This window comes from Primorskyibacter marinus, assembly GCF_003313245.1.
Lineage (GTDB): Bacteria > Pseudomonadota > Alphaproteobacteria > Rhodobacterales > Rhodobacteraceae > Primorskyibacter > Primorskyibacter marinus.
Genome location: NZ_QJSD01000001.1, coordinates 330,218 through 344,447, shown reverse-complemented (window position 1 = coordinate 344,447; position 14,230 = coordinate 330,218). Strand labels below are relative to the sequence as shown.

The 14,230-nt window shown below is 59.7% G+C and carries 14 protein-coding genes; 5 read left to right on the top strand and 9 right to left on the bottom strand.

Translation table 11 applies throughout. The annotated features are described in order from the left end of the window. Position 1: 1 nt before the first annotated feature. Both ilvN and DMZ65_RS01640 read right to left on the bottom strand, forming a co-directional pair. Positions 2–562, bottom strand: a complete 561-nt coding sequence (gene ilvN, locus DMZ65_RS01645; RefSeq protein ID WP_084350271.1) for an acetolactate synthase small subunit — start codon at positions 560–562, stop codon at positions 2–4. A gap of 88 nt (positions 563–650) precedes the next feature. Next, entirely contained in the window at positions 651–2,405 is a 1,755-nt protein-coding gene (locus DMZ65_RS01640; RefSeq protein WP_116597149.1) for an acetolactate synthase 3 large subunit, read from the bottom strand. Between the two features lie 343 nt (positions 2,406–2,748). Here DMZ65_RS01640 and DMZ65_RS01635 point away from each other — a divergent pair, with 343 nt between their 5' ends. Continuing rightward, entirely contained in the window at positions 2,749–3,729 is a 981-nt protein-coding gene (locus DMZ65_RS01635; protein WP_116597148.1) for a YihY/virulence factor BrkB family protein, read from the top strand. A 231-nt stretch (positions 3,730–3,960) separates the two neighbouring features. Here DMZ65_RS01635 and DMZ65_RS01630 read toward each other — a convergent pair whose 3' ends face one another. The 4 genes from DMZ65_RS01630 to DMZ65_RS01615 form a co-directional block, all read right to left on the bottom strand. Next, positions 3,961–4,779 carry an arginyltransferase gene (locus DMZ65_RS01630; RefSeq protein WP_116597147.1) on the bottom strand — a complete coding sequence of 273 codons (819 nt, stop codon included), beginning with the start codon at positions 4,777–4,779 and terminating at the stop codon, positions 3,961–3,963. A gap of 86 nt (positions 4,780–4,865) precedes the next feature. Beyond that, a complete protein-coding gene (locus DMZ65_RS01625; RefSeq protein WP_116597563.1) occupies positions 4,866–5,312 on the bottom strand; it encodes an RDD family protein in 447 nt (148 codons plus the stop codon). A 97-nt stretch (positions 5,313–5,409) separates the two neighbouring features. Beyond that, positions 5,410–5,847 carry a DUF2852 domain-containing protein gene (locus DMZ65_RS01620; RefSeq protein WP_116597146.1) on the bottom strand — a complete coding sequence of 146 codons (438 nt, stop codon included), beginning with the start codon at positions 5,845–5,847 and terminating at the stop codon, positions 5,410–5,412. Between the two features lie 192 nt (positions 5,848–6,039). Next, positions 6,040–6,510, bottom strand: coding sequence for a YbaK/EbsC family protein (locus DMZ65_RS01615; protein ID WP_116597562.1), 471 nt, complete (start codon positions 6,508–6,510; stop codon positions 6,040–6,042). 101 nt (positions 6,511–6,611) lie between these two features. Between DMZ65_RS01615 and glnE the strand changes: the two genes are divergently transcribed. Both glnE and DMZ65_RS01605 read left to right on the top strand, forming a co-directional pair. Next, complete coding sequence (gene glnE, locus DMZ65_RS01610) at positions 6,612–9,419, top strand: bifunctional [glutamate--ammonia ligase]-adenylyl-L-tyrosine phosphorylase/[glutamate--ammonia-ligase] adenylyltransferase (RefSeq protein WP_116597145.1); 2,808 nt, start codon at positions 6,612–6,614, stop codon at positions 9,417–9,419. Beyond that, positions 9,409–9,681 carry a hypothetical protein gene (locus tag DMZ65_RS01605; RefSeq protein WP_116597144.1) on the top strand — a complete coding sequence of 91 codons (273 nt, stop codon included), beginning with the start codon at positions 9,409–9,411 and terminating at the stop codon, positions 9,679–9,681. The genes glnE and DMZ65_RS01605 overlap by 11 nt, the downstream gene beginning before the upstream one ends. Here DMZ65_RS01605 and DMZ65_RS01600 read toward each other — a convergent pair. From DMZ65_RS01600 to edd, 3 genes are all read right to left on the bottom strand, one after another. Further along, positions 9,673–10,209, bottom strand: coding sequence for a hypothetical protein (locus DMZ65_RS01600; RefSeq protein ID WP_116597143.1), 537 nt, complete (start codon positions 10,207–10,209; stop codon positions 9,673–9,675). The two genes, DMZ65_RS01605 and DMZ65_RS01600, sit on opposite strands and share 9 nt — an antisense overlap. A 103-nt stretch (positions 10,210–10,312) precedes the next feature. Next, on the bottom strand, positions 10,313–10,954 hold the full coding sequence (gene eda, locus DMZ65_RS01595) for a bifunctional 4-hydroxy-2-oxoglutarate aldolase/2-dehydro-3-deoxy-phosphogluconate aldolase (RefSeq protein WP_116597561.1): 642 nt from the start codon (positions 10,952–10,954) through the stop codon (positions 10,313–10,315). 167 nt (positions 10,955–11,121) lie between these two features. Further along, complete coding sequence (gene edd, locus DMZ65_RS01590; RefSeq protein ID WP_116597142.1) at positions 11,122–12,927, bottom strand: phosphogluconate dehydratase; 1,806 nt, start codon at positions 12,925–12,927, stop codon at positions 11,122–11,124. A gap of 478 nt (positions 12,928–13,405) precedes the next feature. Here edd and DMZ65_RS01585 point away from each other — a divergent pair, with 478 nt between their 5' ends. Beyond that, on the top strand, positions 13,406–13,780 hold the full coding sequence (locus tag DMZ65_RS01585) for a hypothetical protein (RefSeq protein ID WP_116597141.1): 375 nt from the start codon (positions 13,406–13,408) through the stop codon (positions 13,778–13,780). 36 nt (positions 13,781–13,816) lie between these two features. Continuing rightward, positions 13,817–14,065, top strand: a complete 249-nt coding sequence (locus tag DMZ65_RS01580) for a hypothetical protein (RefSeq protein WP_116597140.1) — start codon at positions 13,817–13,819, stop codon at positions 14,063–14,065. Positions 14,066–14,230: the final 165 nt, after the last annotated feature.

Here is a 14,230-nt window from a genome sequence, read left to right as displayed (position 1 = left end):
CCTACAGGCCCCGCGACAGGGCAGCGACGCCCGTTCTTGCAATTTCCTGTAGACCCAAGGGGCGCATGAGATCCGCGAAAGCATCGATCTTGTCGGGTGCGCCTGTCAGCTGAAACACAAAGCTTTCCAACGTGCTGTCGACGACATGCGCACGGAAAATGTCTGCAAGGCGGAGCGCCTCGACGCGCTTTTCGCCACTGCCCTCGACTTTGAGAAGCGCCAGTTCCCGTTCGACAAACGGTCCTTCGACGGTGAGGTCATGCACCTTGTGCACCGGAACGATCCGGCCAAGCTGTGCCTTGATCTGTTCAATCACCTGCGGCGTGCCGGTGGTCACGATGGTAATCCGGCTGAGATGGCCGGTATGATCCACCTCTGCCACGGTCAGGCTTTCGATGTTATAGCCCCGCCCCGAAAACAAGCCGATGACGCGGGCCAGCACGCCCGCTTCGTTATCGACCAGAATGGCAAGCGTGTGTTTTTCGGTAACATCCGAAAAGTTGGGACGCAGGTTATAGGCCGAATGCTTGTTCGAACCCTTCTTGATATGTAGCGCGGACATCTGAGCTTCCTTTCCGGCGGGGACCGCTTCCAAGGCTTTTTGCAACAAGCCCTGGAATGGTTTTCCCGAAAACTAAATCGATGCTGGATCAGACCAGCACGGCACCCTTGGTTCCGATGGCGTCCTTGAGTGAGACCTCACCCAGAAGCATCTTGTTATGCGGCTCGCCCGAGGGGATCATCGGGAAGCAGTTCTCGTGCTTCTCGACAAGGCAGTCAAAGATGACCGGGCCGTCATGGTCCAGCATTTCCATGATTGCGTCGTCAAGATCGGCCGGATCCTTGCAGATGATGCCTTTTGCGCCAAACGCTTCGGCGAGCTTCACGAAATCGGGCAGGGCCTCTGACCAGCTTTGCGAATAGCGTTCGCCATGCAGCAGTTCCTGCCACTGGCGCACCATGCCAAGGCGCTCATTGTTGAGGATGAACTGCTTGACCGGCAAGCGATATTGCACCGCCGTGCCCATTTCCTGCATATTCATCAACCAGGACGCTTCTCCGGCGACATTGATCACCAGAGCGTCCGGATGTGCGATCTGCACGCCGATGGAGGCGGGAAAGCCGTAGCCCATTGTGCCCAGTCCGCCAGACGTCATCCAGCGATTGGGGTCCTCGAAATTGAGGTATTGCGCAGCCCACATCTGGTGCTGGCCAACTTCGGTGCAGATATAGCGGTCACGATCCTTGGTCAGTGCTTCCAGCCGGGACAGGGCATGTTGCGGCTTGATGCTTTTCTCGTCCGACGCGAATTTGAGGCAGTTGACCTCTTTCCACGTCTCGATCTGACGCCACCATTTGGCAACGCCTTCCGAATTGACCTTGCGGCCACGGGCTTTCCAGACCTTCAGAACATCCTCAAGAACATGGCCGATATCGCCGACAATCGGCATGTCGACATGGATGACCTTGTTGATCGAGGAGGGGTCGATGTCGATATGCGCCTTGCGGGATTTCGGGCTGAACGCGTCAAGCCTGCCGGTGATACGGTCGTCAAACCGCGCGCCGACATTGATCATCAGGTCGCAGCCATGCATCGCGAGATTGGCCTCGTAGAGCCCGTGCATCCCCAACATCCCCAACCATCCCTTGCCCGAAGCAGGATAGGCACCCAGACCCATCAGGGTGGAGGTGATCGGAAATCCGGTCGCGTCCACCAACTCTCGCAAAAGCTGGCTGGCACCGGGGCCGGAATTGATGACCCCGCCGCCGGTATAGAAGATCGGACGCTGGGCCGTTTCCAACGCGGCGACCAGTTCCGTGATCGTTTCCATGTCGCCTTTGACCTGCGGCTGATAGTGGCCAACGGGCGTCTTGGAGGGCGGGATATAGGTCGCGCTGGCAAATTGGACATCCTTGGGGATGTCGACCAGAACCGGGCCGGGCCGGCCGGATGTCGCGACGTGAAACGCCTCGTGGATCTTTGCAGAAAGGTCGGCGGTATCCTTCACCAGCCAGTTATGCTTGGTGCAGGGGCGGGTAATGCCAACGGTGTCGGCCTCCTGAAAGGCGTCCGAGCCGATCATGAAGGTGGGCACCTGGCCCGTCAGAACGATGATCGGGATCGAATCCATCAGCGCATCTGTCAGCCCGGTGACTGCATTGGTGGCACCGGGGCCAGAGGTCACAAGAACAACACCGGGTTTGCCGGTGGATCGGGCATAGCCTTCGGCCGCATGGACCGCTCCTTGTTCATGGCGCACCAGAATATGACGAATGGCATTTTGTTGGAACACCTCGTCGTAAATCGGTAGCACGGCGCCACCGGGATATCCGAATACTGTATCCACACCCTGGTCGATCAGGGCCTGAACCACCATTTTCGCTCCGGTCATCTCACGTGTCATTGCCTTGCTCCGTTTTGCAACGAGATCACTTCGTTTTCTTTACGCACAAAAAAGCCCCCGAGGGTCAACCGGGGGCGCATGGGGAACCAACAAGGTTGCCGTTACCGGCCCATGCGCCTTTCATCTACAATTACGACTAGCGATTCCATCCTTGCGGACCTTTTTTCTGTGTGCTGAAACCTTATGCATTTGCAGCAAAGGATCGTCAACCGGCTGCGCGGATAAAATGTCGTCACGGGCGCTTGTTTCGCAACTTTATTTCCAACATGCGCGGAGATATCCTATCGAGGTGGGAACCAAAGGACCGGCGGGGCGTTTATTCGCCAATGGAGAATTTCAAGACATGGACAGAGGTCACGACGCACAAACCCCGACGCAAATCCCCTTGCGAGGCTGGTGGGAAATACTCAAACGTGTCTACAAGGGCATGAATGAAGATCATCTGGGGCTGATCGCTGCCGGATGTGCCTTTTATGGGCTGCTTGCACTGTTTCCCGCTATCACAGCCATCATGGCGATTGCCGGGCTGGTCTCGCAGCCGGATATCGTTGTTCAGCAGCTTGGTGAAATCACCGAGGGCCTGCCGGAAAATGCGGCCAATATCATGATAGATCAGGCCGCCGAGGTGGCGGGAGCAAGCTCTTCCGGGCTGACCTTTGCCGCTTGGATCGGTTTTGCGCTTGCCGTCTATTCCGCGTCACTCGCGGTTCAGGCGCTGATGCAGGGATTGAACGTGGCTTTTGGCGAGGCTGAAAAACGTTCGATCGTGCGGATATATTTCATGCGTGTGGTTCTGACCTTGGGATTGATTTTCGGCTTTCTGATGGCGGTGGCGGCGGTCGTCGCGTTGCCGGTGGCGCTCAGCTATCTTTCGCTTGGAGCGGTCGCGGACTGGTTGGCACAAATTTTGCGATGGCCGCTTCTTATGATCGCTGCGGGGCTTGGCATAGCGCTTCTTTTTCGCTGGGGGCCAAGCCGGACGCCGGCGCGGTGGCGCTGGATCACGCCGGGTGTCCTGTTGAGTTGCGTGTTGTGGGTCGCAGGCACTTTGGGATTTTCCTTCTACGCCCGCAATTTTGCCGGTTACAACGAAACCTTCGGGGCCTTGTCTGGCGTTATCGTTTTGTTGATGTGGATGTGGGTCTCTGCCTTCATCATCCTGCTGGGCGCGGAACTGGATGCCGAGACCGAGGCGCAGACCGCGCAGGATACAACGGTTGGTCCGACGCGTAGGCTGGGACGTCGCGGCGCGAGGGCGGCAAACCGGGTGGGCGGTGTCGCTGTCGATAATGACCCGACGCCAGAACATATTGGACAGGTTTGAGGTGCCGCCGGTCTTCAGGATGGTCCGGGCCTTTGCCGGAAAAAGAGGCCCCGGGTCAAGCCCGGGGCGCGTTGCACGGAGGGCTAGACCTATGGCTATCCGAGAGGCAGAAAACTGCGTAAATCCGCGTTACATTTCGGCGCAGTTATCGTGCCGACACTGTTCTGACTGAAGCAAAAATGGGATGTCCGGAATTGCGGCGGCCATCTTCGTCATGTCCTGTCGGTGTGATCAGCCTTTGGCGGGGCGCACGCCGGGCAGGGTGATATTGGCAACCTGCTCGGCAATCGGATCGGTTGAAAGGGGGTGGCTGTCGGCTTCGACCCCCGCGGGATCGGGAACCTGCTGCCAGCGGTTTCCGCGAAACACTTCCAACCCGGAAAACCGGGCCTTGTAGCCCATCTTGGCGCTGCCCGGCACCCAGTAGCCAAGGTAGACATAGGGCAACCCGGCCTCGCGCGCGATTTCGATATGATCGAGGATCATGAATGTGCCAAAGCTGCGCCAGGCCTGGTCGGGACGATAGAAGGAATATACCATGCTGACCCCGTCATCCAGAACGTCCGTCAAGCATACGGCGGTCAGCGTGTCCTCTTCATCGGCGTATTCTATGACCCGCGACCGGATCGGTGTTTCCTCGATCATTGCGGCGAATTCGAACACATCCATATCGGCCATGCCGCCATCGGCGTGACGCTCGTCCAGATAGGATCTGAACAGCTCATATTGTTGCTCCGTGGCCCAGGGCGAGGTTGCCCGGCGTTTGAGATCAGCATTGCGTTTCATCGCCCGGCGTTGGCTTTTCGACGGACGGAATGAGGCGACGTCGATCCGTGCCGAAAGGCAGGCCGCGCAATCGGCACAGGATGGCCGGTACAGCACATTCTGCGATCGCCGAAAGCCCTGCTTCGACAGGGCGTTGTTCAGCGTCTCGGCCGTCTCGCCCTGAAGGGCAGTGAACAGCTTTCGTTCCATCCGCCCCTCAAGATAGGGGCAGGGTTGAGGAGCCGTCACATAGAATTGCGGGGCGAGAGGAAGAGAGTGGCGCATGTGTGCAACTTCGTAAGATCGTCATAAAGACTAACAACAGTCGTTTCGGCCGCCAACCCCCTAGCGCAGGAAGCTGTGGCACAGGGTCAAAGCGCCCGACGATTGATCGCGACCGAGCCCATGAAGATGTCGGTCAAACCCTGCGCGCGGTCCGTGGTCAGCATCAAGACCATGGATACCAGTTGTGCAGGCGCAAAGGCCCAGGACAGGCTGTAGCCCAGCGTGTGCAGAAACGCTTGACCAAAGTCGAACCGGGCACCTTGCTGGTCGCGCAATTCCATCGACATCATCCGCATGCCCCATGTGGCAGAGCCGCCGGACAGCGTTGCAACCCGGTAGGCGAAGCCAACCACGAGGTAGAGGAAAGGCAGGAAGAACAATCCGGTGAAGGCGGTCAGCATCACGGCAGGCACCATCAACGTGACGATCACGGCGGTGTCGACAACCCACGCAAATAGCCGTTTCGTCGGGATGCCGGCGTAAAATTCCGGCTGCATCGCCGGATCGGGCAGTATGTATCGGGTTTGGGTCATCGTCATCTGTGATCAGAGCCTCTGGTATCGGTTTTCAGATCGGATCGGCATGGCCGGGCTGGCCATGCCAGAGGGACATTTCGCACCTGGGAGGAGATCAGGCGTTTTCGTCCTCGGTCTTTTGGGTTTCCGCGACGCGGCGCGAGCGGTCTTCCATGAACTGGTCGAACTCGGCCTTGTCCTTGGCTTCGCGCAGACGTTCCAGGAAGCTTTCAAACTGCTCCTGTTCCTCTTCCAGACGGCGCAGCGTATCTGCCTTATAGGCGTCAAAGACGGCGTTACCGGTGGTGCGCGAGGCCTTGAAGCCTTGGCTCAGCACGGTGCTGCGGGAATTGCGACAGGATTTTCCGAACATTCGTTTGCTCCAGATCATATAGGCAAGAAAGGCGAGGCCGACAGGCCAGAAAAAGATAAAGCCGAGTACCATGACGGCAATCCAGGCACCCTTGCCTTTGCTGTCGAGCCACGCTTCGCTGCGCGACAACCAGCTCCGACCGGTGCTGGCATAGGGTTCATAAGCGGCGGCGGTGTTCATGTGTCTCTCCGTTTGCGTGTCAATGTGAAGTGCTTTCACATTATCTAGATTGGCATTGCTCCGCGGCTTTGCAAGGGTTTATGTGAATGAGATTTACATTTTCTATGCAACGATCTGTTATAAAAATAAAAAATGGTGAAAAAACTGAAATAGTAAGCGGTTTTTCAGCCTGAAATACATCAGAATATCTGCCTATATCTGGGTGAACTGTGCGGTTTCAGCCCCTGTCAGGCGGATAATCACCGTCGGGTCGATTGGGAAAATGTGGCGCGGTGTGCCGGCTGCTGCCCAGACCTGATCGAACTGCATCAGGCGCGGGTCCATCCAGGATCGGATCGGGTTCAGGTGACCTACCGGCGCGACCCCACCGATCGCAAAGCCCGTTTGCGCCCGGATCAGCGCCGCATCCGCCTTGTCGAGCACTTCGCCCGCGACCGTGCTTGCTTTATTTGCGTCCACGCGATTGCCGCCAGCCGTCAGAAACAGCAGCGCCTGACCGCTATCATGGCCGCGAAAGATGATGGATTTGACGATCTGGTCCAATGCGCACCCAGCGGCATCTGCGGCTTCCTGTGCGGTGCGGGTCTGGCCCATCTCCCGGATGTCCGGAGCGATGCCAGCGGCTTCCAGCGCGGCGCGCACGCGTTTCAATGATTTGGACATAATCCCTCCGGTCATAGCTTGATTGGATGCAATCTGACCCAGCCCGTTCATGGCAGCAAGGCGGATTGACCTCTCTCGATGCGCGGCGCATCTTGCCCACCATGAGCTTTGCCAATCGTATCACCCGCTGTCCAATACCGTTCGAGCCTGACCGCGGTGCGGATGCTCTTGCATCGACGCCGTGGGCAGAGGGCGATATTGCCCGGCTGATCGAAGGCACCGCGGCCTGTTCACCCTATCTGGCGAGTTTGATCGGGAAAGAACCCGACTGGCTGCAAGGCGCGCTGAATGATGCCGAGGGGGCCGCCACGACCGAGATTGCCCGGCTGAACGATCTGGCACCCGACGTGCTGCCGGTAGAGCTGCGCCGAGCCAAGCGCCGCATCGCCCTGCTGACGGCGCTGGCCGATCTTGGCGGCGTCTGGCCGCTGGAGACCGTCACGGGCACGTTGACTGATCTGGCTGATACCGCCTGCGCCACGGCGCTGCGCGCGACCGTGGGCGCGGAAATCCGGCGTGGAAAACTGCCGGGGCAGGGCGAGGACGATATTGCCACCGCAGGCGGTATGACGGTGCTGGCAATGGGCAAGATGGGCGCGGGCGAGCTGAACTATTCGTCCGATATAGACCTGATCTGCCTGTTCGATGAAACCCGCTTTGCTCCGGATGATTTCTACGATGCCCGCGCCAGTCTGGTGCGGGCGACGCGTAAAATGGCGGCGATGCTGAACGATCTGACGGGCGACGGCTATGTCTTTCGCACCGATTTGCGGCTGCGTCCCGACCCTTCGGTCACACCTGTCTGCATCGCGATGGAGGCCGCGGAACGCTATTATGAAAGCCTTGGTCGGACGTGGGAGCGTGCCGCCTATATCAAGGCGCGGCCCTGCGCGGGTGATATTGCGGCGGGCAAGAAGTTTCTGGAGCTTCTGACGCCTTTTGTGTGGCGCAAACATCTGGATTTCGCGGCGATTCAGGATGCGCATGACATGCGGCTGCGGATCCGCGAACACAAAGGGCTGGGCAGGGCGATCCGGCTGGAGGATCACAATATGAAACTCGGTCGCGGCGGCATCCGCGAGATCGAGTTCTTTACCCAGACCCGCCAGATCATCGCAGGCGGACGTGATCCGGATTTGCGGGTGCGGGGCACAGTGCCGGGACTGTCGGTGCTGGCCGACAAGGGGTGGCTGCCGCGCGATACTTCGGACAAGCTGGCCGCGCATTACCGAAGCCACCGGGAAGTCGAGCACCGGGTGCAGATGATCCAGGATGCCCAGACCCATCTGCTGCCAAACTCGGCCGAAGGAATGTCCCGGCTTGCGGCCTTCATGGGGATGGACGAGACGACGATGCGCCGCGAGTTGACGGACAGGCTGGCCGAGGTCCACGAGTTGACGGAAGGGTTCTTCGCGCCTGACAGCGACCGGGGCGAAAGTTACCAAGCCCAGTTCGAGAATGAAGCCGAGATCACCTCTGCCTGGCCGCGCTATCCTGCCTTGCGGTCGGGGCGCGCCATGTCCATCTTCAAACGCCTGCGCCCCGAGATCATGGCCCGGCTGGCCAAGTCCGGTCGCCCCGACGAAGCACTGGCCGCGTTTGATGGCTTTCTCAAGGGCTTGCCCGCCGGGGTGCAGCTATTTTCCCTGTTCGATGCCAACCCGCAGCTTATTGATCTTCTGGTGGATATTGTCGGGACCGCCCCCGCGCTGGCGCGGCACCTGTCACGCAATTCGGGCGTTTTCGATGCGGTGATCGGCGGCGATTTCTTTTCCGTCTGGCCTGGCAAGGCGGCTTTGGTTCGCGAATTGCGCGACCATCTGGCCCGCGAAGACGATTATGAGCGCAAGCTCGATGCCACCCGTCGCTGGGGCAAGGAATGGCATTTTCGCATCGGCGTCCATCTTCTGCGCGGGCTCAGCGATGCCGAAGAGGCCGCGCTGCAATATGCCGATCTGGCCGAAGCGTCGCTGTCGGGGCTCTACCCTGACGTGGTGGCGCAATTCGCCGCCAAACATGGCGATCCGCCGGGGCGAGGAGCGATGGTTCTGGGCATGGGGTCGATCGGGGCGGCGCGGCTGCATGCGACCTCGGATCTGGATGTCATCGTGATTTACGATGCCGACGGGGTTGAAAACTCTGACGGGCGGCGCCCGCTGAATGCCCGCAGCTATTATGCACGGCTGACACAGGCGCTGATCACCGCCGTGACCGCCTCGACCGCCGAGGGGCGGCTATACGAAATGGATATGCGGCTTCGCCCGTCCGGCAAACAGGGGCCAGTGGCGACCAGTCTGGACAGTTTCAAGGCCTACCAGAGGGAAGATGCCTGGATCTGGGAGCATTTGGCCCTGACCCGTGCGCGTCCCTTGGCCGGGCCAAGTGCGCTGTGTCAGGATGTCGAAGCATTGCGGCGTGAGGTGCTTTCAACCCCGCCCTCGCAAGAGGTGGTGCTGACCGAACTGGCAAAGATGCGCGTTCGGATTGCGTCAGCCAAATCAAAGGTCAGCGATTGGGATGCCAAGATCGGGGTCGGGCGGCTTCAGGATATCGAACTGGTGTCCCAGGCCGGCGCATTGCTTGCCGGCAAGGGCCAGCGCCGTGTCCGCGAAGGGCTGAGCGGTGCTGCGAATAGCGGGTGGTTGACTGCGAAGGATGTCGTGACACTGCGCGAAGCCTACGCGCTGTGCTGGTCGCTGCAACTGGCTTCGCGGCTGTTGTCGGAGGCACCGCTGGATGTGGACGATCTTGGCGCTGGCGCCGGCACATTTCTGATGCGGCTGACAGAGGCGGACACCATCGCGGGTCTGCGCGACAAGCTGGACACGTTGACGGGGGCCGCCGCGAGGATCATAGACGAGGCGCTGCCAATGGTTGACGAAAAGGAAAGGCGTGACGATGAAGGGTGACGCGATTGACCCCAAGGGTCTGATACAGGAATCATACCGGATTGACGGCATCAGCCTGGAAGAATGCCGGTCCATCCTCTTGGATTGGGCTTTGGCCCTGCCGGTGGACGCGGACACGTCTTCGAATATCGGACTGTTGCTTGACCGCTACGCGTCGGGCCGCGCGGATCATCCCATGACGCAGGTTTTGACCGAAGGCTTGGCAGAGAAGACCACGGCACGGCGCCGGGGGGGATGGCGCGGGCGGCGTCAATCATCGTAAGGGGCGGCGGCCGCGCTCGATATGGTGCCTGAGGGAGGTCAGAAAGTTCTTGACGCGTCTCGGAACCGTCCCTGCGAGGATGCCGTCGATCCAGGCTCTGCTCCAATCGCCGCCTGGCTCACATTCCGCCAAAAGGCCAAGGCGCTTTTCGTTCTCCGCCTTGGAAAGTGGGAACCGACCTGCCGAGACCAGCATGGCCCGCAGCGATTGTACCTCGCGGGCGTTACGGAAAGTCTGCATCATCGGGGCGAACTGGGCCGGGTTTTCGCGCCAGCCGCGCCCTTCGAACAGCTCTTGTGTCACAAGCTGCCCTGCGCCCAGACAATCATAGCGCGCACATCCTCCGAACCCTTCCTTTTCAAGGGAATCGTGGATGCTGCATAGATAGTCATCGCGCAGATTGGGGCAGGGCACATCTGCGGGCTTGTCGATTGCGAAATCGTCAGATGAATCGAAGACGAACGCGACACAGCATAGCCCGACACAGTTCGCGCAATCCGCGCGAAAATCTTTTGCACTCAATACCATACAACACCTCTGATGATCGCAAAATACACTGCGATCAGACTGAATAACTGTATGGGTTTTAACAAGAAGCGCTAATTTTGGTCAAGTATTCGGCAAATTGTCCTTAACGCGCCAGTGCCGCGGCCTCGCGTGCCAGTGCCTCGATCCCAGCCCAATCGCCTGCGTCAATCAGGTTCTTCGGGGCAACCCAGCTGCCGCCTACACAGAGCGTGTTGGACAGGCCCAGATAGTCCGGCGCGTTTTTCAGTGACACGCCGCCGGTGGGGCAGAATTTGACCTGCGGGATAGGCGAACCGATGGCTTTCAGCGCCGGGACACCGCCATTGGCCTCGGCCGGAAAGAATTTCTGCACCGTATAGCCGCGCTCCAGCAGGCGCATCGCTTCAGAGGCGGTGGCCGCACCGGGCAGGGTGGGCAGATCGGCCGCTTCGGCGGCGTCGAGAATACGGTCGGTCGCACCGGGCGAGACGCCGAACCGCGCGCCTGCCTCAATCGCAGCCGTGACATCTTCGGGCGTCAGCAGGGTGCCGACACCGACATGCGCACCGTCGACCTTCGCCATCTCGCGGATCGCATCAAGCGCGGCGGGGGTGCGCAAGGTGACCTCCAGCGCGGGCAGGCCGCCTGCCACCAAGGCTTCTGCCAAAGGACGGGCGATCTTGGCATCTTCGATGACCAGAACCGGAATGACAGGGGCAAGGCGGCAAACTTCTTGGGTGCGTTTGCTGGCGTCTTGAGGAGTGATCATGATTCAAACCTGTTGCTGTTGGAGGCAATTGGAATAGCGTTTACCGCAAGGAGCGCGCGATGCTGGAAACCGACGAAAGCGTCATGTCTTGCGGGATTGAGAATTTGAAGGCAGCGTTAGCGCCTGCCTTCAGGCGTGTCAAATCTGCTGCGACGGCAAGAGGTTCACACAACCACCCCGGCACCGGTGGCGGCGATGCCCGCATTGCGCCGGAAAACCTCGAACAATTCCCGCCCGACGCCATGGCCGTTGCCGGTCAGATCTACGGTCACAACCTCGCGGTCGTCGAAATCGGGTGCCAGACACTCGATTTTTCCATTGGTCGCATCGACGCGAATGATGTCGCCGTCGCGCACTTTTGCCAGCGGACCGCCTGCGGCGGCTTCGGGGCTGATATGGATGGCCGACGGCACCTTGCCGGAGGCGCCGGACATGCGACCGTCGGTAACCAGCGCCACTTTCAGACCCCGATCCTGAAGCACGGCAAGCGTCGGCGTCAGGCCGTGCAGTTCGGGCATGCCATTGGCCTGTGGTCCCTGAAAGCGTACCACGACAATCGTATCGGTGGTGATTTCTCCGGCCTTGAAGGCGGCCTTGACGCTGTCCTGATCGTGGAAAACGCGGGCAGGGGCCTCGATCACCCGGCGCTCTTCCGCGACGGCCGAGACCTTCATCATGCCGTGGCCGAGGTTGCCATACATCTGTGCAAGACCACCTGACGGTTGGAACGGGTCGGTGACCGGGCGCAGGATGCGCTCGTTCTGGCTTTCGCGCGGACCAGGTTCCCAGGTGACGCGGCCATCCTTCAGCTTGGGTTCCTGAGCATAGAGCGACAAGCCATCGCCCGCGACGGTTTTGGTATCGGGATGCAGCAGCCCCGCCTCCAGCAGCTCGCCAATCATGTAGCCAAGCCCGCCAGCCGCATGGAAATGGTTCACGTCGGCCAGACCATTGGGGTAGACCTTGGCCATCAGCGGCGTAACAGAGGACAGCTCGTCGAAATCCTCCAGCGCCAGGTGCACGCCAGCGGCGCGCGCCATGGCAGGCAGATGCAGCACAAGGTTGGTCGACCCGCCGGTGGCCATCAAGCCGACAATGCCGTTCACAAAGGCTTTTTCGTCCAGCACGTCGCACACCGGACGGTAGTCATTGCCAAGTGCCGTGATCTCCAGCGCACGTTCTGCGCCCGCGACGGTCAGGGCATCCCGCAGCGGCGTGCCCGGATTGACGAAGGACGCGCCGGGCAGGTGTAGCCCCATGAATTCCATCAGCATCTGGTTGGAGTTGGCAGTGCCGTAGAAGGTGCAGGTGCCGGGCGAGTGGTAGCTTTCCATCTCGGCCTTCATCAGCGCGTCACGCCCGACCTCGCCGGTGGCGAATTTCTGGCGCACCTTGGCTTTCTCGTCATTGGGCAGGCCAGAGGGCATCGGACCCGCCGGGAGGAAGATGCCCGGAATATAACCGAAGGTCGCCGCAGCGATCACCAGTCCGGGAACGATCTTGTCGCACACACCCAGATAGACCGCCGAGTCGAACACGTTATGAGACAGCGCGACGCCGGTCGCCAGCGCGATCACGTCGCGCGAAAACAGCGACAGTTCCATGCCCACCTGGCCCTGCGTGACGCCATCGCACATTGCGGGGACACCGCCCGCGACCTGAGCAGTCCCTCCGGCAGCGCGGGCCGCATCCTTGATAATCGCGGGATAGGTCTCGAACGGTTGATGTGCGGACAGCATGTCGTTGAACGCGGTGACAATCCCGATATTCGGCACGCGACCTGCCGCCAGTGTGTCCTGATCGGACAGGGCGGCGGCGAAAGCGTGGGCCTGATTGCCGCAGGTCAGATGCGCGCGGCGCGGGCCTTCTTCGGCCGCGCGGCGCATCTTCTCCATATAGGCGGCGCGGTGATCGGCGGATCGATCCTCGATCCGCTTGGTGACACGGGAAACGGTGGCGTTGAGGCTCATGTCGGGCTCCAGTGACAGGGGAGTTTTGCTGATGATCTAGTTTAGTTAGCGCTAACAGTAAAGGCAAAAGGGCATCATCTGTGTCATCTATGCGGCAGTCGCGAAAAAACTGTCGTCACTTTGTGCGATTGCCGAGAGATGCGTGCCGCTTAGAACGATACGTTTACGATATGGAATTAGACGTCTCGCGATGGAGGCCAGTTTTATGACGGTTAAGGAATGTAATAATGATGCGGGCTCGGCGGCAGGCGATGTAGACTACCTCGCAATATTCAGCCCGTGGCGAAATAACCGATGACCACTGCGCTAATCTGCCTCTATACAGGGCTTTCCGATCCGGTTGAAATTTCATCCACTTGTCGTAATTTTATTGGTGACGAAATGCGATCCTGAACATCCCATGGAATCCTAATTGACAAAAGGTCGGCTAATACTGTCTTCGCGATGTCGGCCAAATATCAACTGTGAGAAAACCGCCATGAAACTAAGCTCGGTAAAACTGTCCAAACGCCTATTGCGCTGCAAGGTCGGGGTCTTTGCCTGTGCTCTGGCGGCATCTCCTGCATTCGCTGGTGCCTTGTCCGACCCGGTTGTCGAGCCAGCGGTCACGGCACCGGCCGCAGTTCAAGCCGCGACGCACCCATGCATCAGATATATTGACACCCTGGTCTGGTGGGACCGCGGCACACGGGCGTTTGTCACGCAAATCCAGACCAGAATCGGTGGCGACCGACGCACCGCAGCGCGGCTCGCACGTCAATATTGTCGCGAATCCAAGCTGGAAAACCCGTACGCACAACGCAATCTTGATGCGGGGATTGCGGCCGCGGCGATCGTCCCTTCCGACAGCTAGGCAAAATCTTCGCGTAAACTAATGAGTGAGAGAGATATGACAATAGTAACAAAATCCGGACTGATGCTTGTGGGCGCGATCGCTTTGGCAGGATGCACTTCACCTGAATATTTCGAAACCGAACCGGTTCAGGTGCAGACAAAGCAAGGTGTGGTCACATGCCAGCTTTACACAAAAGAGGTGCTGGATTGGGATCGCTCGATCAATCGACCCAGCGCCATGTCTGTCGAGTTGGCAGATCAGGTTTGCAAGGCCGAAGGGGCCGCGCGCAAGCAAACCTCCTGATTGCCCCGCTGACGGGCGTGTCATTGCGGTCATGTGATCGGATTTGGCATGCCTGTATTGGCGGCTGCCACATTAGGCTGTGTTGCAAATCCACATTATGCAATCAGGAAAGCGCGGCGTGCCGGTTGGGCTTTCCCCCGCGCGCCGGCGCGCGTAAGAGGTGGG